At 29.4% G+C, this 18901-nt stretch carries 21 protein-coding genes; 5 read left to right on the top strand and 16 right to left on the bottom strand.

Going from position 1 to position 18901, the window contains the following annotated elements; translation table 11 throughout:
- Positions 1 to 3 precede the first annotated feature (3 nt).
- The 12 genes from ACFOWD_RS03535 to gdhA all read right to left on the bottom strand — a co-directional run bounded on the left by ACFOWD_RS03535 (position 4) and on the right by gdhA (position 11111).
- Positions 4 to 1275, bottom strand: a complete 1272-nt coding sequence (locus ACFOWD_RS03535) for a beta-ketoacyl-[acyl-carrier-protein] synthase family protein (RefSeq protein ID WP_377409604.1) — start codon at positions 1273 to 1275, stop codon at positions 4 to 6.
- The gene (locus ACFOWD_RS03530) at positions 1265 to 1714 is read right to left on the bottom strand and encodes a 3-hydroxyacyl-ACP dehydratase FabZ family protein (RefSeq protein ID WP_377408167.1); all 450 of its coding nucleotides are present in this window, start codon (positions 1712 to 1714) and stop codon (positions 1265 to 1267) included. The genes ACFOWD_RS03535 and ACFOWD_RS03530 overlap by 11 nt, the downstream gene beginning before the upstream one ends.
- Entirely contained in the window at positions 1715 to 2512 is a 798-nt protein-coding gene (locus ACFOWD_RS03525; protein WP_377408165.1) for an SDR family oxidoreductase, read from the bottom strand.
- Between the two features lie 48 nt (positions 2513 to 2560).
- Positions 2561 to 3613: a type III polyketide synthase gene (locus ACFOWD_RS03520; RefSeq protein ID WP_377408163.1), complete on the bottom strand. Its 1053-nt coding sequence runs from the start codon at positions 3611 to 3613 to the stop codon at positions 2561 to 2563.
- Positions 3614 to 4324 carry a methyltransferase domain-containing protein gene (locus ACFOWD_RS03515; RefSeq protein ID WP_377408160.1) on the bottom strand — a complete coding sequence of 237 codons (711 nt, stop codon included), beginning with the start codon at positions 4322 to 4324 and terminating at the stop codon, positions 3614 to 3616. It abuts the gene before it with no gap.
- Positions 4324 to 5457, bottom strand: a complete 1134-nt coding sequence (locus ACFOWD_RS03510; RefSeq protein WP_377408158.1) for an NAD(P)/FAD-dependent oxidoreductase — start codon at positions 5455 to 5457, stop codon at positions 4324 to 4326. The genes ACFOWD_RS03515 and ACFOWD_RS03510 overlap by 1 nt, the downstream gene beginning before the upstream one ends.
- The gene (locus tag ACFOWD_RS03505; protein WP_377408156.1) at positions 5457 to 6566 is read right to left on the bottom strand and encodes an NAD(P)/FAD-dependent oxidoreductase; all 1110 of its coding nucleotides are present in this window, start codon (positions 6564 to 6566) and stop codon (positions 5457 to 5459) included. The genes ACFOWD_RS03510 and ACFOWD_RS03505 overlap by 1 nt, the downstream gene beginning before the upstream one ends.
- Positions 6567 to 7019, bottom strand: coding sequence for a GNAT family N-acetyltransferase (locus ACFOWD_RS03500; RefSeq protein ID WP_377408154.1), 453 nt, complete (start codon positions 7017 to 7019; stop codon positions 6567 to 6569).
- Positions 7020 to 7073: 54 nt separating this feature from the next.
- Positions 7074 to 8156, bottom strand: a complete 1083-nt coding sequence (gene dinB / locus ACFOWD_RS03495; RefSeq protein WP_377408152.1) for a DNA polymerase IV — start codon at positions 8154 to 8156, stop codon at positions 7074 to 7076.
- Positions 8157 to 8999, bottom strand: a complete 843-nt coding sequence (locus ACFOWD_RS03490) for an alpha/beta hydrolase family protein (RefSeq protein WP_377408150.1) — start codon at positions 8997 to 8999, stop codon at positions 8157 to 8159.
- A 64-nt stretch (positions 9000 to 9063) separates the two neighbouring features.
- Positions 9064 to 9684: a LysE family transporter gene (locus ACFOWD_RS03485; protein WP_377408148.1), complete on the bottom strand. Its 621-nt coding sequence runs from the start codon at positions 9682 to 9684 to the stop codon at positions 9064 to 9066.
- Between the two features lie 71 nt (positions 9685 to 9755).
- Positions 9756 to 11111 (bottom strand): NADP-specific glutamate dehydrogenase, encoded by a 1356-nt coding sequence (gene gdhA / locus ACFOWD_RS03480; protein WP_377408146.1) that lies wholly within the window; start codon positions 11109 to 11111, stop codon positions 9756 to 9758.
- Positions 11112 to 11307: 196 nt separating this feature from the next.
- On the opposite strand from gdhA, the gene pheS reads away from it, so the two are divergent.
- Genes pheS through ACFOWD_RS03465 form a run of 3 tightly spaced genes read left to right on the top strand, consistent with a single transcriptional unit; the run spans position 11308 to position 13154 of the window.
- On the top strand, positions 11308 to 12327 hold the full coding sequence (gene pheS, locus ACFOWD_RS03475; protein ID WP_298990657.1) for a phenylalanine--tRNA ligase subunit alpha: 1020 nt from the start codon (positions 11308 to 11310) through the stop codon (positions 12325 to 12327).
- A 1-nt stretch (position 12328) separates the two neighbouring features.
- Positions 12329 to 12754 (top strand): META domain-containing protein, encoded by a 426-nt coding sequence (locus tag ACFOWD_RS03470; protein WP_377408144.1) that lies wholly within the window; start codon positions 12329 to 12331, stop codon positions 12752 to 12754.
- 4 nt (positions 12755 to 12758) lie between these two features.
- Complete coding sequence (locus tag ACFOWD_RS03465; protein ID WP_377408142.1) at positions 12759 to 13154, top strand: hypothetical protein; 396 nt, start codon at positions 12759 to 12761, stop codon at positions 13152 to 13154.
- A 196-nt stretch (positions 13155 to 13350) separates the two neighbouring features.
- On the opposite strand, the gene ACFOWD_RS03460 is transcribed toward ACFOWD_RS03465, so the two are convergent.
- Complete coding sequence (locus ACFOWD_RS03460; protein ID WP_377408140.1) at positions 13351 to 14826, bottom strand: Na+/H+ antiporter NhaC family protein; 1476 nt, start codon at positions 14824 to 14826, stop codon at positions 13351 to 13353.
- 91 nt (positions 14827 to 14917) lie between these two features.
- On the opposite strand from ACFOWD_RS03460, the gene ACFOWD_RS03455 reads away from it, so the two are divergent.
- On the top strand, positions 14918 to 15460 hold the full coding sequence (locus ACFOWD_RS03455) for a pyridoxamine 5'-phosphate oxidase family protein (protein ID WP_377408138.1): 543 nt from the start codon (positions 14918 to 14920) through the stop codon (positions 15458 to 15460).
- Here the strand turns inward: ACFOWD_RS03455 and ACFOWD_RS03450 are convergent.
- Positions 15452 to 16156: a TIGR04283 family arsenosugar biosynthesis glycosyltransferase gene (locus tag ACFOWD_RS03450; protein ID WP_377408136.1), complete on the bottom strand. Its 705-nt coding sequence runs from the start codon at positions 16154 to 16156 to the stop codon at positions 15452 to 15454. The genes ACFOWD_RS03455 and ACFOWD_RS03450 overlap by 9 nt on opposite strands.
- 23 nt (positions 16157 to 16179) lie before the next feature.
- Here ACFOWD_RS03450 and ACFOWD_RS03445 point away from each other — a divergent pair, with 23 nt between their 5' ends.
- Positions 16180 to 16947, top strand: coding sequence for a DUF547 domain-containing protein (locus ACFOWD_RS03445; RefSeq protein WP_377408133.1), 768 nt, complete (start codon positions 16180 to 16182; stop codon positions 16945 to 16947).
- Here ACFOWD_RS03445 and ACFOWD_RS03440 read toward each other — a convergent pair.
- Entirely contained in the window at positions 16944 to 18212 is a 1269-nt protein-coding gene (locus ACFOWD_RS03440; RefSeq protein WP_377408131.1) for an MFS transporter, read from the bottom strand. The two genes, ACFOWD_RS03445 and ACFOWD_RS03440, sit on opposite strands and share 4 nt — an antisense overlap.
- 3 nt (positions 18213 to 18215) lie before the next feature.
- The gene (locus tag ACFOWD_RS03435) at positions 18216 to 18875 is read right to left on the bottom strand and encodes a hypothetical protein (protein WP_377408129.1); all 660 of its coding nucleotides are present in this window, start codon (positions 18873 to 18875) and stop codon (positions 18216 to 18218) included.
- Positions 18876 to 18901 lie beyond the last annotated feature (26 nt).

Here is an 18901-nt window from a genome sequence, read left to right as displayed (position 1 = left end):
TATTTAGGAATATTTCTTAAAGATAACACAAGCATTAACATCACCAAAACCAAAACTTGCTTTTGCCACAATTTTGATATTTTTCTCTACTCTTTTTGTTGGAATTTTATCCTTTGAAATTAATGCTGAAATTTCTGGATGTACATCTTCACAATTAATGTTTGGAAAGATAAATTGCTGTTTAATTTGTAAAACTGATGCTACAGATTCTATAGCTCCAGATGCTGCTAAACAATGTCCTATTTGTGATTTTAATGAATTAATTAAAGGAAAATTATGTCCCTGTAAACTCAATGCCTTTGTCCAATTTTCAATTTCTAAACTGTCTTTTGATGTTGCTGTTAAATGTCCATTAATGGCATCTATTTCTGAACCTTTTATATTAGCATCCAATAATGCATCTGTAATACATTTTTGAACAGCTTCAGCATTTGGGGCTGTTAAAGACCCTCCATTTCTTTGACCTCCAGAATTTACATTACCTCCTAAAACCTCTGCATAAATTGTGGCATTTCTTTCTAAAGCACTTTCTAAAGATTCTAATACTAAAGCTCCTCCTCCACTACCAGGAACAAAACCAGAAGCAGTTTCACTCATAGGTCTAGACCCTTTTTCTGGAGATTCATTATGCTTATAAGTCATAACTCTCATTGCATCAAAACCACCCCAAGAATACAAACTACTATCAGAAGAACTACCTACTAACATTCGTTTTGCTTTGCCAGATTTTATTCTTTCAAAACCCATTAACAAAGCTTCTGTACCTGTTGTACATGCAGAAGAATTGGTTGTAATTTGATTACCAAAACCTAATATTCCACCTAAATAAGCAGAAATACCACTTGCCATCGTTTGTACAACTGAAGTGCTTCCTAAACGTCTAACTTTATGGTCATCTATCTTATAAATAGATTCTCTAAATTTTTCAATTCCTGAAGTTCCTGTTCCAAATATGATTCCTGTATCGTAATCTAAACTTGAATTTTCATCCACAGAAAAACCTGCATCTTTCCAAGCATCAATGCCAGAAATTATTCCATATAAAATAGACGTACTATGAAATCCTCTTAATTGTAAAGGCGTTAAATATTGACTAATTTTTTCTTCAGACATCTCTGGAACTCCACCTATACAACAAGAAAAACCTTTGTCTTTTAACTCTTGATGAAAAGTAATACCTGATTTTCCTTTTTGAATAGCTTCAGAAAACGCTTGTAAACCTACTCCATTTGGAGCAACAACTCCCAATCCTGTAATTACAACTCTACTCATTATTGTTAGGTATTATCATTCCTGAAATTTCACCTCTACAAACTAATTCGTTTTTAGTATTCATCATCTTTACTGCACATTTTAGTTTGTTAAATCTAAAAAAGATTTTTTCTGAGACCACTGTTACTTTTTCATTTGGTAACACTGGTAAAAAGAAATCTATTTGATGAGAAGTTAAAGCAATTTGTGGTTTATTATCAGTAGAAATTTCATCCTTTAGTAAAAAAACACCTAAACAAACCACACCAATTTGAGCCATAGCTTCTGTAAGAATTACACCTGGAGTTATAGGTTTATCTTTAAAATGCCCTTGATAATAAAACTCATTTTCTTGAAATGTGTAGTTTCCTGAAACCTGGTTTTTTGTGATTGAAGTTATTTCATCTACAAACAAAAAAGACTTTTGGTAAGGTAATAATGTTATGATTTCTTCTGTATTCATTTACTGTAAACTTTCTCCTCCATCTACTTTTAAAATAGTTCCATTTATCCAAGAAGCTTCTTCTTTACATAATAAATAAGCAGCATTTGCAACATCTTCTGGAGTTGTTAATCTGTTAAATGGGTTTCTTTGTAAAGTGTGCGTTTTAATTTTATCTGCATTCGGAATTCTATTTAAAGAATCTGTATTGGTTACACCTGCTTGAATGCAATTTGCTTTAACTCCGAATTTTGCAAATTCTAAAGCAATGCTTCTTGTAATAGCTTCTAAAGTAACTTTTGCAGCAGAAACAGCAGCATAATTTGCCCAAGGTTTTATATTGCCTTCGCTTGTAAAACTTATAATTCTAGTATCATTTGAAAATAAATTTGCATCAAATAAATCTGTAAACCAATCGTATAAAGAAATAGCCATTGCATTTATGGTAAGTTGAAAATCATCATTTTTTAAGGTTTGATTTTCGTCTGAAACCATAGGTTTTAAATTTCCTTTTGCAATAGAATGTACAACTACTTTTATCTTATGTTTGTCTCTAAATTTTTCTGAGATCGCATCAATAGTTTGCTTTCTTTTTTCAGCATTTACGGCATCTATATTGAAACTTAAAAAATCGATATCTTGTTTTTTTATCTTATTAAACTCAATTTCTATTTGAGGTAATTGAGCTCTAGAATTTCTGTGGATGATACAAATATTTAAACCGTGTTTAGCCAATTTTTTTGCAGTTGCTAAACCTAAGCCAGATGAACCTCCTAGAATGATTGCCCATTCATTTTTATTTTTAAACTCTTTACTCATTTCTATATCTTAAAGATGCTGAAATAAATTCAGCATAACAACAAGTTGTTACCATTCTAATAAAATTCTTTGCGCAGAAAACCCAGGTCCAAAACTTAACATGATTCCTCTTTCTCCTTTTGTTGGGTTTCTATCCATAAAACGCTCTAAAACATACAATACAGTAGCACTAGACATATTACCATACAAACGTAAAACCTCTTTTGTATCGTTTATATTTTTACCTAATTTACCAAACAAATCTTCTACTGTTTGTACTATTTTTTTTCCTCCTGGATGAAATATTAAATGATTTATATCTTCTATAGTTAGCTTATTTTGTTCTAAAAAAGGATGAATAATCGCTGGAAAATGATCTGCGATTTTTTGAGGCACTTCTTTGTCTAAAATCATTTGTAAGCCTGAGTTTACCAAATTAAAACCCATCATGTGTGTAGCATCAAAAAAATGATACATTTCTTCATCAATGATTGTTGGGCCTTTATCTTCATCAAAAGAAGATAAAATTACTGATGAAGCTCCATCCCCAAAAATTGCTGCACTTACAATATTTGTCATCGAAAAATCGTTTAATTGAAAAGTAGCTGTTGGCGCTTCTACTGCAACAACTGCTGCTCTTTTATTTGGGTTTGCCTTTAAAAAATTCTTTGCATAAATAATACCTGAAACACCAGCTGCACAACCCATTTCTGTGACTGGTAAGCGTACAATATCTTGCTTCATCCTTAAAGAGTTAATAAGATAAGCATCAACAGAAGGAATCATGACACCTGTACAACTAACTGTGATAATGTAATCTAAATCTGTGGGTTTTAAATTGGCTTTTTGCAGTGATTTTTTTAAAGATTGTTCTGCTAACTGAATAACCTCTCTTTTATAAATATTGTTTTTTTCTTCAAAAGATGTGGCTGTAAAAACTTCTACAGGATCCATAATTGAGTAGCGTTTGTCAACTCCTGCTCCTTCAAACAATTTAATTACTTTTCTTTGAAATCGAGACTCTTGGTCTTGCATCCAAAGCTTTACAAAAGGAATGATATCTTTTGTTTCTTTGTAATATTTGGGTAGTTGTTTGGCTACTGCTGTTATTTTTACTGCCATTTATTTCTTAATTATCCATAAAAATCGGAATGCCCATTTCCATGAAATTTGTGGTTTTACATTTATTTTGTTTGATAGTGCTTCTAAGTCTTTTCTTTTAAATCCTCTTAAAACAGAAGTTAAACCATCTTCAATAATCATTTTATTTTTTATAAAAATAGATAATAAAAGGAATAAATAATAGGCTAATCTATGTCTATGTAAATCGTTTACTACAATGCCAATATTTGTTTGTTTTAATGACTGTTTTAAAAAAGAGGTCAATTCTTCTTCTTTAAAATGATGCAAAAACAGTGTGGTTATAATAATATCTACTTTTCTGTTTTTAAAATCTTCAGAGAAAATATCTTCTGTTTTAAAACTCAATTCTGGGTAATTTACAGATAATTCGTTTGCATATTCTATAGCTGTTGGGTTTGCATCTATTCCAATTAATTTGAATTTATACTTATACTTTCTACCAAATTTTGCGATGTCTCTTAAAATATCTCCATGTCCACAGCCAATATCTATTATTGTAATTTCTTCTGTTTTAGAATGATTTTTTAAAATAGTTTTTAACCCATTTAAAGTTACCTTATTACCTCCTAGCCAACGATTTATATTTTCTAATTTATCTAAAGTGTCTCGCAACAAATCACCTCCAATAGAAAAATCGTCCATGATTTCTTCTTTGTCTGTTCTTTGTTTTGTGTTTACAAAAAAAGCCATTACATTTTTATGGATTTACCATGAGTTTGTTTAATAATAATAGGTAATAAAAAAGGAAATTTCTGAATGACTCTTAATAAAACATTAGCAATCCAATCTTTTCGAAATAAAGCAGCAATAAAATGACCTGCTTTTAACCTCCATTTAAATTCTTTATTCCATTTTGAAATATAACTTTTTTCTAACTGATTCCTATTAATATTACCATTTAAAAAATCGATGATTAAAGGTGATACGATTTGTGCTGATTGTATAGCCATACTCATTCCATTGCCACACAAAGGATGAATCATACCTGCAGCATCACCACAAAAAATTAAATGATTTTGAACTAATTCTTTTGATTCAAATGAAATTTGACTAATGGTTAATGGTTTTTCAAATAATGGTGTTGCATTTTTAAAAATCTCTTTTAAAAAATGATTCTTAAAAACAATATGATCTTGAAAATCATCTATATTTTTAAATTTTTTAAAGGAAGTATAACTAGTGATATAGCATAAATTAATGACATCATTTTCTACTTTAGAAACCCCACAATAACCACCTTTAAAATTATGAAGCGCTACAAAATCTTTTTGATGATTGCCTTTTACATGAAATTTAATGCCTAAATAAGGAGATTTTTTTTGAATAAACTTTCTGTTTAATTGAACATCTAAAATTGATCTTTTCCCAAAAGAACCAATAGCAATTTTTGAAGTAAAAGTATTATTTTCTTTGGTTGCAACTTTAAATTGTTCATCTTTAAAATTAATGTTTAATACAGCATCATGAAGAATTACAACTCCATTTGTTATTGCTTTTTTAGAAAGTTCAAAGTCTAAGGTAAATCTAGAAATTCCAAAACCTCCAAGAGGTAGTTTTGCAGAAATCAATTTGTTATTTGTGGTTGATAATTGAAAATTATCAATTTTAACTGCACCAAACTCAAAAGGGTTGCAGTCTAAATAATTTAGATACGATAAAACTTCATTAGAAATGTATTCTCCACAAACTTTATGCTTTGGATAGCTATTTTTTTCTATTAATAAAACAGATTTTTCATGCTTTGAAAGATGAATGGCATTGCATAAACCAGCTAAACCTCCACCTATGATAATGACATCAAAATTTGATTTTTCTTGCATCATTAATCTACCAATTCAGCTAATTCTTTTCCTATTAAACTTCCAATTGCGACACCCATTCCTCCTAAACGAACACCACAAAACACATTGTTAGACAATTGTTTTACTATAGCTTTTTTCTGATTTCCTACTCCCATTATTCCACTCCATCTATGCTCAATTTCAACTGTTGTATTTGGTAAAATAGTTTCTTTTAATATTTTCTCTAACTGATTTTGAATAATTTCAGTTTGGCCAAATTCTGTAGTATTTTCAGTTTCAAAATCTAAATTTCTACCTCCACCAAATAAAATTCTGTTGTCTATATTTCTAAAATAATAATAGCCTTTATCTAAATGAAAAGTACCTTTTATATGTAAGTTTTTAATGGGTTTTGTAATTAATACTTGAGCTCTTGCTGGCTGTACTTTTTCTGGAATTAATTCTCTAAAAAATCCATTTGTAGCAATTAGCAATTTTTTAGTATAAAAATCTGATCTATTGGTTTTTAAATAAACTTTATTGCTAGATTCTTGATGTGCTTCTAGAGTTATATTATTTAAAATTTTAATTCCTAATTTTTGCGCTTTTAATAACAATTGAGCAGCCATTTTACCTGTATCTATTTGACCTTCAAAATTATTAACAGCATATTGCTCATGTACTTTTTCAAACCCAAATTTGTTTTCAGAAATTGAAAATACATTATCATTAAAAATGGGTTGTAATAATTGATTAATTTCATTTTTTTTGGAAATACACTCTTCAAAAAAAGATGCAGAATCAAACAATTCGAAACCTTTGTTTTGTTGAAAATCTATAGCAGTATCTCCTAAATTTTTTCGTAATAATTGTAGCCCTTCCCAACGTTTTTGTACCAAATGAAATACTTCTTCTTCTGTATGAGAATTTAAATCATCTATAATTTCTGAAAGACTTCCAAAACAGGCAAAACCAGCATTTTTAGTAGATGCTCCTTGAGGTAACATTCCTTTTTCAAGAATAAGAATTTTTGCTTTTGGGTGATTTTTTTTTAAAGTAATGGCACAATTTAGACCTACAATTCCACTTCCAACAATTGTGAAATCGATATTTGTAAACCACTCTTTTAATTCCCAGTAACTGTAGTTCATTTATAATTGTTTTTCAAAACACACGCTGTTTTCCATCCCTATATATTGTCCATAATTTGGTATCACATTATAGTTGCATTTATGATAAAAACGCACAGCTTCTTTTTGTCTTTTGCCTGTTTCTAAAACACATCTTTTATATTCTAATTCTTTAGACCAAACTTCTAATTCTTCTATAATTTTTTGAGCATATCCTTTACCACGTTTATCGCCTTTTACAAACATTCTTTTTATTTCCATAGACGCATTATCAAACTTCTTTATAGCTCCACAACCCACAGCTACATCATTTTCAAACAAAACAACTACATGTTGTAAAACATCTATATTATTAAACTGATTGTAAAAATCGTGTTCTTCTCCATCTGTGATTTTTAAGTAAGCATCTAGCTGTTTTACAAGATTTACAAAGTCTTTGTTTTCTGAATTTGTTCTAATTACAATCGTATTCATCATATAATTTTTTAGATTCTGAAACAAGTTCAGAATGACAAAAACTAGTTTTTGTCAGAAATCAAATTTTAATTGTACCCAAACAGGTTCTTTTTTTGTGGTGTTTAAGTTACTAAAAGAAATGCCTAAAAGTCGAACAGAATTCTTAATTTTTTCTTGATACAATAACTCTTTAACAATTGGAAAAAAGTCTTTCTTTTTAAAAATAAAATGGTGTACTGTTTTACTTCTTGTTTGTTGTGTAAAATCAGAATATTTAATTTTTAATGTAATTGTTTTGCCTTTTGCATTACTTTTTATCATTCTATTTTCAATCTCATCAGCAATATCATTTAGTCTTTCTAACATAAATATTTCAGAAGAAATATTTTCTCTAAATGTTCTTTCTGCACCAACAGATTTACGAATTCTATTTGGTTTTACAGGGCTGTTATGTATGCCTCTAACAATATTGTAGTAATGTTGACCCGATTTTCCAAAAAGAGTTGTCAATTCTTCTAATGATTTTTGCTTTAAATCATTTCCTACAAATATGCCAAGATTGTACATTTTAGCAGCTGTAACTTTACCTACACCATAAAATTTATTTACTGGTAACTTTTCTAAAAAATCTATAACCTCTTCTGGATGAACCGTTTTTTGTCCATTAGGTTTATTAATATCTGAAGCAACTTTAGCTAAAAACTTGTTTATAGAAATTCCTGCTGAAGCTCTTAAGCCTGTTTCTTCAAAAATTCGCTGTCGTATTTCTCTAGCAATATCGTTTGCAGAAGGATTTCCTTTTTTATTTTCGGTAACATCTAAATAGGCTTCATCTAAAGAAAGGGGTTCTACTAAATCTGTATAATCATAAAAGATTTCTCTTATCTGAGCTGTTAATTCTTTGTATCGTTTAAAGTCTGATTTTACAAAAATAATATGTGGGCATTTTTGTTTGGCTAACACATTACTCATAGCAGATTTAACACCAAATTTTCTGGCTTCGTAACTTGCAGCAGAAACTACACCTCTAACACCTCCACCACCAACAGCAATAGGTTTTCCTCTTAATTCAGGATTATCCAATTGCGCTACAGATGCATAATAAGCATCCATATCTACATGAATAATTTTTCTGAAAGGAGGTTGTAATTGCATTTACTTTTTTATAAAGTTTATACATAGGTTAACTACTTCTTCCATTTCTTTAGACATGTCTTTTTGTTTCCAAGGATGTTTTACATTAAATACATGATCTGCATTTTTAATAATTTTATAATCTGCATTTGGGTTCCATAGTTGCAAGTTTTCTGCTTCATCTATTAAAACAGAGGTGTCACTATCTCCATGAATTAATAAATGTGGAATAGCTAATTGTTCTGTCGCTTTTTTAATATCTAAGCGTTCTTTATTTTGAATGAAATTTTCATAAAATTGATAAAAGTGTGGCATATTTTGTTTTGTTCTTCCATTAACCACATACTTTACACCCTCTTTTTTCCATTGATTTAAATCACCAATGGTTGCTGTTCTTTTTCCAAAATCACAAACAGAAGCAAGTGTAATTACTTTTTTAATTCTTGAGTCTTCATTTGATTTAAGCAACACAATGCCTCCAGCTCTACTATGCCCTATTAAATAAACTTGTTGTAAATCAACTTCATTTTTATACTCATTTGTATTAAATATCCAATCGATTACAGATGCTAAATCATCTAATTCTTTGGTATAATTGTTATTACCAAAAGCTTCTAAATCTGGAAAATCTATAGGTTGTTCAAGGGTGCCTCCATTATGAGAAAAGTTGAATTTTATGAAGAAAAAACCAGCATTTGCAAAAGCTTCTGCCATTAAATTCCAAGCCCCCCAATCTTTAAAGCCTTTATAACCATGACAAAAAATAACTACCTTTTTAGGTTGATGAGTCTCATTATAAAAAACATCAGTAACTATTGGTTTTTGATGTTTGCCTTCAATACTAAAGTTTTTAATAATTTTCATAAATAGGAACTTAATTTACAAAATTAAGAAATGAAAATTGAGTAAAATAGTAAAGTTTTAGTGATTATTTTAAAAGTAAAATTAGGTTAACAATTGCAACTCCACCTGTTAAAACTGCTAGAATTAAATCCATTTTTTGAGCAACTTTGGTTAATTTATGTTCAATTTTATTAGCTACAATTGCGTAAACTGAATAAGTTGTAAAAGATCCTAAAGTAGAACCAATTGAAAAGTAAAATGCATTGTAAAAAGAATAATCAAAGTAATTTAAACCTATTAAAAATGAGATAGTTGTAAAATAAAAAGGTATCGCAAAAGTGTTTAAAAGAGACATGCCTAAGCCATGTAAATAAGCTTTAGATTTTTTAATCTCAATCTTATTTGTGGTTTTATTTTGATTAAAGTGTAGTCTTAAAAAATTGGCAGAAAGTATGAATAATATTACTGTACCTAACTGTTGAATTAAAGTAATGTAGGATGAGTTTTTCATTAAAATACTCGCTAAATAAGCACCTATATTGGCTTGAAAAAAAAGCACTGTTGCAAAACCTCCAATTAAAAATAAGGCTGCTTTTTTACCGCTTTTTAAACTAAACTTTACAACAGTTAAATTTAAAAAACTAGGAGATATACTTCCTGTTGATGCAATGATAAATCCTAAAATTATACACAATAAAATGTTCATACATCAAAGAAATAAAAAAACGCGTTAATAAATTAACGCGTTAGATTTAAAAAGTATAAGAATTGCTTTTTTTAGATGATTCCTTGTGCTAACATAGCATCAGCTACTTTAACAAAACCAGCAATATTAGCTCCTTTAACATAGTCTATAGAGCCATCATCATTTTTACCATATTCTACACAAGAATCATGGATATCTTCCATAATATCTTTTAATTTTTCATCAACTTCTTTACGAGACCAACTCATACGTAATGCATTTTGACTCATTTCTAATCCAGAAGTTGCAACACCACCTGCGTTACTTGCTTTTCCTGGAGCAAATAAGATTTTTGCATTTTGGAACTCATGAATTGCTTCTGCAGTTGAAGGCATATTTGCACCTTCTGCAACACACATACAACCATTTTTAATTAGTTGTTTTGCTTCATCACCATCTAATTCGTTTTGAGTTGCACATGGTAATGCAATATCACATTTTACAGACCAAGGTCTTTCTCCTTCAAAATATTCTGCATTTGGATATGTATCAAGATATTCTTTAATTCTACCTCTTCTATTGTTTTTTAAGTCCATTACAAACTTTAACTTTTCTGTGTCTATACCCTCTTTATCATAGATATATCCAGCAGAATCTGAAAGTGTTACCACTTTTGCACCAAGCTCTAATGACTTTTCAGCAGCATATTGAGCAACGTTACCAGAACCAGAAATTACTACTGTTTTACCTTCGAAAGAATCACCTTTTCTTTGTAACATGTTTTGAGCAAAATATACAGCTCCATAACCTGTTGCTTCTGGTCTAATTAAAGAACCACCCCAAGATTGACCTTTACCAGTTAAAACACCTGTAAATGAGTTTTTAAGTTTTTTGTACATTCCGAACATAAAACCAATTTCTCTAGCACCAACTCCAATATCTCCTGCAGGCACATCTGTGTTATGACCTATATGTCTAAATAATTCTGTCATAAAAGCATGGCAAAAACGCATCACTTCATTATCAGATTTTCCTTTTGGATCAAAATCAGAACCTCCTTTTCCACCACCCATAGGTAATGTTGTTAAAGAGTTTTTAAACACTTGTTCAAAAGCTAAAAACTTTAAAATACTAGCATTTACTGTTGGATGAAAACGCAAACCTCCTTTATAAGGCCCAATTGCTGAGTTCATTTGTACTCTATAGCCTCTATTTACTTGAATCTCTCCATTATCATCTACCCAAGAAACACGAAAAGAAATTAATCTTTCTGGTTCTACCATTCTTAAAAGAATGTTTTTTCCATGATAAATATCATGTTGAATGATATAAGGGATTACAGTTTCAGCAACTTCTTGTACTGCCTGTAAAAATTCTGGTTCATGTCCATTTCTTTGTTTTACCAACTGCATGAAACCATCAATTTTCGATTTGATATTTTCCTCCATAATTTTTTACGAGATTAATAAAATTTTAACGTGGCAAAGATAGTTAATTTTAAATATGATAAAATAAAAAAGTTTTCTTAAAAATTATTCAAAGTATTGATTTCAATCGATTTCGTTTGGTTTCGTGTATTTATTCTAAAAATGAAATCAAAACTCTTTAAAAAAGATTAAATTTGTACCCAAATTTTATTTAAAAATGTTAGATAAAGTAAAAGAACTGATTGGTGATGTTAATGCATTTTCTGCAACAACAAAAGAAGAAGTAGAGGCTTTTAGAATTAAGTATTTAGGTAGTAAAGGCTTACTCAAAGGTTTGTTTGCTGAGTTTAAAAATGTTGATGCTGAGTTACGTAAAGATTTTGGACAGGCTTTAAATAATTTAAAGAGTTCTGCAGAAAATAAAGTAGCAGAACTAAATGATGCTTTAGAAAATGCTGTTGAAGAAAAAGGTGTTTATGGAGATTTAACTAGACCAGCAGAACCTATTGAATTAGGGTCTCGTCATCCAATATCATTGGTAAAAAATCAAATTATTGAGGTTTTTAATAGAATTGGTTTTACAGTTTCTGAAGGACCAGAAATAGAAGATGATTGGCATAATTTTACTGCTTTAAATTTACCTGAATATCATCCTGCAAGAGATATGCAAGACACGTTCTTTATTGAACAAAATCCTGATATTTTATTACGTACACATACATCTTCTGTGCAAGTTCGTTATATGGAAAATAACGAGCCTCCAATAAGAACTATTTCTCCTGGTCGTGTTTTTAGAAACGAAGACATTTCTGCTAGAGCTCACTGTATTTTTCATCAAGTAGAAGGTTTGTATATTGATACTGATGTTTCTTTTGCAGATTTAAAACAAACACTTTTATACTTTACTAAAGAGATGTTTGGTAAATCTAAAATTAGATTAAGACCTTCTTACTTCCCATTTACAGAGCCAAGTGCAGAAGTAGATATTTATTGGGGATTAGAGACTGAAACTGATTATAGAATTACAAAAGGTACAGGTTGGTTAGAAATTATGGGTTGTGGAATGGTAGATCCAAACGTACTTACCAACTGTAATATAGACCCAACAAAATATTCTGGTTATGCTTTTGGTATGGGTATAGAACGTATTGCAATGTTACTATATCAAATACCAGATATTAGAATGTTTTACGAAAACGATAAACGTTTCTTAGACCAGTTTAAATCTATTATTTAAAATGAAAAATGCCTTTTTTTTATTTTTTTCTTTACTTATGCTCTCTTGCATTGGGCAACCTGAAAATAAAAAAACTGAAAAGGATTTTTTAAAAATAATTAAAGGTAAATGGAACCTTTCTGATATGAAAGGATTTTCAAAATCTGATATAAAAGATTTTAACAATATTCCTTTTATAAAAATTGAAGGAAACAATATTAGTGGCACTAATGGATGTAACCGTTTTTTCTCTTCAATTAATTCAATTGATAAAAATTCAATTACATTTTCTCCTTTTGGAGAAACAAAAATGATGTGTCAAGAAATGAAAATACCTGATGCATTTAGCCTATTGGTTTCAAGTATAAATACTTATTTAATAGAAACTAATACATTGGTCTTTTTAAATAAAGATGGTGACAAAATTTTAACTTTCACAAAAGACTAGTTTTTTGAAAAAAGACATCCAAATACCTGAAGTTACTGATGTAGAAATGGCCATTGTTTACGAATACAATGATATCTACAAAACTGATGATTGGAATGTGTATATCATTAATAAAAAGAACGTAGATATAGAAATGGTTGTGATTGTTTCACAAGGTTTTTCTAAAACTAAAACCACTTCTTTATTGCGTAAAAAATTAGAAAAATTACCTGCAAATTCTTTTGCTAAAGTAGAACTCATTCAACCTGAATTATTTTCTCTTTCTAACAGGTTTCAAGTTACTTTTTTTGAAGGAAACACTTTATATGACAAAACTTTTACTTTTGAAGCAAACACTATTAAAGAAGGTGCTTTACGAATGATACCTGAGTTAAATAAGCGTGGAGTTTTAGCTAAATAGAATAAATAAAAATGAAGTAATAGTTAGGATAAAACCAGAATAAAGCATTAAAAAATCTATTTGAAAAAATACTCCTGAATTATCTTTTTTAGAATCTCTTTTTTCTTCCAATTTATTCATAAGTAGTTTCCCTCTATATAAAAGAAATAAACCTAAAAAAAATATTAATAAATATAATTTCATTACTTAAAATTCATTACCCTAAAAACCCAATAATCAAATACAATAAAGTTGTTATTAAGCCACCAAACAAAGCATAAGGTAATTGTGTTTTTACATGGTCTATATGATCACTTGCTGAAGCCATAGAAGAAATAATAGAAGTATCTGAAATTGGTGAACAATGGTCACCAAAAATACCTCCTCCTAAAGTTGCAGCTACAACAATGGTAATGTCTGCTCCATGAATATTAGCCATTGGTACAGAAATAGCCATCATAATTGCAAATGTACCCCAAGAAGTTCCTGTAGAAAAAGCAATAAAAGAACTTACCACAAAAACTACTGCAGGTAATAATTCTGGAGACAACCAACTTTCTGTAATATTCGCTACATAATTTCCTGTATCTAATGCTTTACAAGCGTCACCTATAGCAAAAGCTAACAACATCAAAAGTGCTAATGGCATTAACTCACTTATCCCTTTTAAAGTTAAATTTACAGCATCTTTGGGTTTTAAAATTCCTTGTACAAAATACATAGTAATAGCTACAAGAATAGCTGTTATTACTGCATATAAAACAGAAGAAGAACCTGAACCTTCTCCAATTGCTTGTTTTATATGATCGAAAGTAGTTGAATATTTTTCTACATTGTTCCAGCCAGTGTAAATCAAATTAATAGGCATCATACAAACCATTACCAATAAAGGAACTATCATGTTATAAGCTCTTGCAGGTATTCCTTCTTTAGGAGGAAAAGAAGTAACTTCATCAGAAACCATAGGTTTAGAACCTTTATTCATTAATAATCCTGTTTCCTTAGTTCGTTGTTCAGCTTTTTTCATTAAGCCAAAATCTTTTTTAGATAGTATGATGAAGAATAAAATTCCGATAGCTAATAATGGATAAAAATTATATTTAATTGAAGCAATCATTACTGAAAAAGGCTTATCTATACCTTGTGTAAGTAATAATCCCATAATGAATGCTCCCCAAGCGTTAAAGGGAATTAAAATTGATGATGGAGCAGAACTTGAGTCTGCTATATAAGCTAGTTTTTCTCTTGGTATTTTTAATTTATCAAAAATTGGTCTGTATAAAGTACCCACTGTTAAAGACGAAATGCTAGTTTCTACAAATAATAAAAGGCCTGTAATAGTGGCTAAAATTTGGACCATAACTCTAGCAAATCCAGATTTTTTTGCCTCTAATTTTACTAACCTTTTGTTGATAATGTTAATAAACCCTTCTACACCTCTTGAGTATTGAATAAACACTAATAAAGAACCCACTAAAGCACTAAATATGATTGTTCTTGTGTTTCCTTTAGATTGAAATACATTTACCATTCCTTCAATCATTGCTAAAGTACCTTCTAAAGGATGCCAACCTTTTATAATTAACCAAGAAAACCAAATACCAAATAATAAAGCAATATATACTTGTTTGGTTCTTAATGCTAAAATTATGGCTATAATTGGTGGTATTACTGATAAAAATCCGTATTCCATGAATAAGTAGTTTATTTGGGTTAAAGGTAACAATTAATATCAGAAACTATAATTCATATTTCGTAAATTTGATTTCCTAAAACGCTTTAAAATGGCAAAATTCTACACAAAAATTTCATCAAGAATTCAGAAATTTATAGAAGCACAAAAAATATTTTTTGTGGCTACAGCACCAAATAATGGTCGTATTAATTTATCGCCAAAAGGGATGGATTCTTTTCGTGTTTTAGATGAAAATAGAGTAGTTTGGTTAAATGTAACTGGAAGTGGAAATGAAACTGCTGCTCATTTATTAGAAAATAAAAGAATAACAATGATGTTTTGTTCTTTTGAAGGTGCTCCAAATATTTTACGATTATATGGAAAAGGTAAAGAAATAAAGGAAGGTGATGATGGATGGAATGAGTTAATTGGTTTTTTCCCAGAAACACCTGGTACTAGACAAATATTTGATATTACCATAGAATCTGCACAAACTTCTTGTGGTATGTCTATTCCTTTTTTTGAATATAAAGGCGAAAGAGAAGAGTTAAATGATTGGGCGTCTTCTAAAGGAAAAAAAGGTATTAAAGAATATTGGACAGAAAAAAACCAAGAAAGTATAGATGGTTTACCGACTAAAATATTAGACTGATTCTCTTAATAAACTCTTATAAGTTTTTCTCAGTTTCATAGGATGTACTCCTAGTTTATATTTTAAAAAAACATAGCCATTAATCAGGTTTACTTTTAACCAACTATTATCTTCATATTTTCTTGCGCTTACAATAGCCTTAGACTGAATTATTGTAAAAGGGATATTTTGTTTTCTAATTCTATCTATCATTTCAAAGTCTTCCATAATACAAAAATCTTCATCATAACCTCCTAATTTTTCAAAAGTTTCTCTTGTAAAAAAATGACATTGATCTCCACCTCCAGCAAATAATCCATCTTTTTTTGTAAACCTACTATTAAAGTTTAATAACGAAGATTCTTTATCAAACTGATAGGCAAAAAAACCTGCTTTATGACCCGCTTTTATGGCTTTATCTATTTGTGTGTAAAAATCTTTTGGTAATTGTACATCTGCATGTAAAAACAGAAAAATATCACCTTTGGCTTTAGAAGCTCCAAAATTCATTTGTGCTGCTCTTCCTTTTTTTATCGAATTTAAAAACCTAACTTTATTTTTTTTAGCACAAATTTTAGATGAATCATCTGTAGTTTCTGGTGAGTTAGCAATGATAATTTCTATAGGATAATTGTTAGCTTGTTTACATAAAAACGACAACCTTTTAAGAAGGTTTTCTTTTTCGTTATAAGTAGGAATAATTATAGAAATTTTCACTTTTTAAACTTACGTAATTTTATATGAAACTTTTTATTTACACATTCTTTTTTTTTATATCTAGCTCAGTCTTTTCACAAGAAAAAGTAAATTATCAAAAAGTATCAGAAGTACTTTTACAAAATATTATTGATGGAAAGTCGTATGAAAAACAAGTTAAAATTCTTGAAAAATCTACCTTAAACGAACTTATTCATCAATTTTCAACAGATACTCAAAAAATTGCTTTTTGGGTAAACATTTACAATGCTTTTATTCAGATTTCTCTATCTGAAAAACCTGATTTATATAAAAATAGAGGTTCATTTTTTTCTGATGAAAGAATAAAAATAGCTGGAGAAATATTGTCTTTTGATGATATAGAACATGGAATTATTAGAAAATCAAGATGTAAGTTAAGTTGGGGCTATTTAAGAACTCCTTTTAGAGCAAAATGGGAACGTAAATTACGTGTAGATGATATAGATTGGCGAATTCACTTTGCTTTAAATTGTGGTGCAAAAAGCTGTCCTCCTGTAGCTGTTTATTCACCAGAAAAATTAAATCAACAATTAGATTTTATGACTAAAGAATATTTAAAGGAACAAACTACATTTAATAAAGAAACAAAAACAGCTACATCTGTTGCGTTAATGTCTTGGTTTAGGGCAGATTTTGGAGGAAAATCTGGTGCTTGTAAAATTTTAAAAGAATATAATATTGTGCCTAAAAAACCAAAAAAACTAAAATTTGCCAATTATGATTGGACGCTAAGCTTAGGCAATTACAGAACGCTTCCAAAATTTAATTAATCTTCAATTTCAGAAGCTTTAATATCTTCTGTTAAATCTAAATTTCTAATTGTTGGGCTAACTGCTGCAGTAGTAACTACTGTTAAAATAGTCATGGTTCCACCAAAAACAACAGCTGCAACTGGCCCCACTAATTTAGCTGCTAAGCCACTTTCAAAAGCACCTAGTTCATTAGAAGAACCCACAAACATTGAGTTTACAGAAGAGACTCTACCTCTCATTTCATCTGGAGTTTTTAATTGAAGAATCGTTTGTCTGATGACCATAGAAATTCCATCTGCAGCACCACTTACAAACAAGGCTAATAAACTTACCCAGAAAATAGAAGATAAACCAAAAGCAATGATACTTACCCCAAAAATAAATACAGAGATTAACATCTTTTTACCTGTATTTCTATTAATTGGTATGTAGGTTGTTAAAAACATGGTTGCAATGCTACCTATAGAAATAGATGCATTTAACATTCCAAAACCTTCTGGACCAACTTTTAATATATCTTGAGCAAAGACAGATAAAATAGCTACAGTTCCACCAAACAAAACAGCAATCATATCTAAAGTTAATGCTCCTAAAATTGCCTTGTTTTCAAAAACAAACTTTACTCCTGCTTTTAAACTTTCTTTTATAGGTTCTCCAATTTTTGTATTTAAAATGGGTTTTTTCTTAATTAAAAAAGTAAAAATTAAAGAAAGTATTACTAAAATATAAATCAATAATAATGTGTTGTCTACATCAATCCAGCTTATGAAAAAACCTCCACCAAGTGCTCCAGTTACTGATGCTAATTTCCAGGTACTTGTACTCCAAGTTGCTGCATTATGATAGATTTTTTTAGGAACCAAAAGAGCAACTAAAGAAAAAATAGTAGGTCCAAAAAACGAACGTAAAAATCCACCAAAAAATACCAGAGCATAAATACCGTAAAGAATGGTATTGATTTCATAGTTGTTTGTGACATAATCTGATGTAAAAAAATACAATCCTAAACTAATAAAAGAAAAAGCTGCTGTGCATTTTAACAGCATATTTCGTTTCTCTTTTTGATCTACAATATGACCTGCAAATAATGCCATAGTAAAGGCAGGAATAATTTCCATTAACCCTATGATACCTAAAGAAAGTGGATCTTTTGTAATTGAATATACTTGCCATTCAATAACAATAAATTGCATAGACCAACCAAAAACTAAAAGAAAGCGTACAAATAAAAAAATATTAAACTCTCTAATTCTTAGTGCAGCATAAGGATCGTTTTTTGCCATGAATTAGTTTAATTTCATATCCATTAAAATGGCAAATGTTTGATTGATGTCTTTTTCTTTAACTACAATTGTCATTTCATTAGTTGTAGAAATAATTTCTTGTAAAGGAATATCTGCCCAAGCCAATTGCTTTAAAATAAAATAATAAATACCAGATTGTTCTTGATTTTCTTTTGGAAGCTTTATGGTTATAGATGCTAAATCTAGCATACTATTGGTTAAAGTTTCATTATCAAAAATTTCTTCAACAAAAGGTCTTAAGTTTTTACTGGTAACAATATTGGTTTCAAAAATACCTTGTGACACCGTTAAAAAGTAATCTTGACTTTCTGAAGATTTTGTCAATATTCTTGCAATTTCTTTTAAGAGTGAAGTCGTATTTTTAAAAGTAAAATCACATAAGTCAGATCTTACAATAACATCACCTAAATCTAAAGCTAGTTTTTTTATGTTTTTACGAATACGTAATTCACTTGCAGGAGAAAGCCTATTAATAGCCATCATAACTGCACCAACTTTTACTTCTTTCTTTAATGTTTGCGATACTTCAGGAAGTATTATTCTTGCTAAAGAAGAAACGTTTATTAATTTTTCATTTAACGCCTCTTCTATAAAAGGTGTTTTTCTAATGGTACTTTCAACAACCTCTTGTATTGTTTTCATAACAAAAGTTTAAAATTAAATTTAAT

Source organism: Polaribacter marinivivus (assembly GCF_042651285.1).
Lineage (GTDB): Bacteria > Bacteroidota > Bacteroidia > Flavobacteriales > Flavobacteriaceae > Polaribacter > Polaribacter marinivivus.
This window is presented reverse-complemented; position numbering and strand designations above follow the sequence as displayed.

What these genes read in the sequence shown, in the direction of transcription:
- ACFOWD_RS03530 (WP_377408167.1), bottom strand. Translation starts at nt 1,714, where the DNA reads ATGAATACAGAAGAAATCATAACATTATTACCTTACCAAAAGTCTTTT.
- ACFOWD_RS03525 (WP_377408165.1), bottom strand. Translation starts at nt 2,512, where the DNA reads ATGAGTAAAGAGTTTAAAAATAAAAATGAATGGGCAATCATTCTAGGA.
- ACFOWD_RS03520 (WP_377408163.1), bottom strand. Translation starts at nt 3,613, where the DNA reads ATGGCAGTAAAAATAACAGCAGTAGCCAAACAACTACCCAAATATTAC.
- ACFOWD_RS03515 (WP_377408160.1), bottom strand. Translation starts at nt 4,324, where the DNA reads ATGGCTTTTTTTGTAAACACAAAACAAAGAACAGACAAAGAAGAAATC.
- ACFOWD_RS03510 (WP_377408158.1), bottom strand. Translation starts at nt 5,457, where the DNA reads ATGATGCAAGAAAAATCAAATTTTGATGTCATTATCATAGGTGGAGGT.
- ACFOWD_RS03505 (WP_377408156.1), bottom strand. Translation starts at nt 6,566, where the DNA reads ATGAACTACAGTTACTGGGAATTAAAAGAGTGGTTTACAAATATCGAT.
- ACFOWD_RS03500 (WP_377408154.1), bottom strand. Translation starts at nt 7,019, where the DNA reads ATGAATACGATTGTAATTAGAACAAATTCAGAAAACAAAGACTTTGTA.
- dinB (WP_377408152.1), bottom strand. Translation starts at nt 8,156, where the DNA reads ATGCAATTACAACCTCCTTTCAGAAAAATTATTCATGTAGATATGGAT.
- ACFOWD_RS03490 (WP_377408150.1), bottom strand. Translation starts at nt 8,999, where the DNA reads ATGAAAATTATTAAAAACTTTAGTATTGAAGGCAAACATCAAAAACCA.
- ACFOWD_RS03485 (WP_377408148.1), bottom strand. Translation starts at nt 9,684, where the DNA reads ATGAACATTTTATTGTGTATAATTTTAGGATTTATCATTGCATCAACA.
- gdhA (WP_377408146.1), bottom strand. Translation starts at nt 11,111, where the DNA reads ATGGAGGAAAATATCAAATCGAAAATTGATGGTTTCATGCAGTTGGTA.
- pheS (WP_298990657.1), top strand. Translation starts at nt 11,308, where the DNA reads ATGTTAGATAAAGTAAAAGAACTGATTGGTGATGTTAATGCATTTTCT.
- ACFOWD_RS03470 (WP_377408144.1), top strand. Translation starts at nt 12,329, where the DNA reads ATGAAAAATGCCTTTTTTTTATTTTTTTCTTTACTTATGCTCTCTTGC.
- ACFOWD_RS03460 (WP_377408140.1), bottom strand. Translation starts at nt 14,826, where the DNA reads ATGGAATACGGATTTTTATCAGTAATACCACCAATTATAGCCATAATT.
- ACFOWD_RS03455 (WP_377408138.1), top strand. Translation starts at nt 14,918, where the DNA reads ATGGCAAAATTCTACACAAAAATTTCATCAAGAATTCAGAAATTTATA.
- ACFOWD_RS03445 (WP_377408133.1), top strand. Translation starts at nt 16,180, where the DNA reads ATGAAACTTTTTATTTACACATTCTTTTTTTTTATATCTAGCTCAGTC.
- ACFOWD_RS03440 (WP_377408131.1), bottom strand. Translation starts at nt 18,212, where the DNA reads ATGGCAAAAAACGATCCTTATGCTGCACTAAGAATTAGAGAGTTTAAT.
- ACFOWD_RS03435 (WP_377408129.1), bottom strand. Translation starts at nt 18,875, where the DNA reads ATGAAAACAATACAAGAGGTTGTTGAAAGTACCATTAGAAAAACACCT.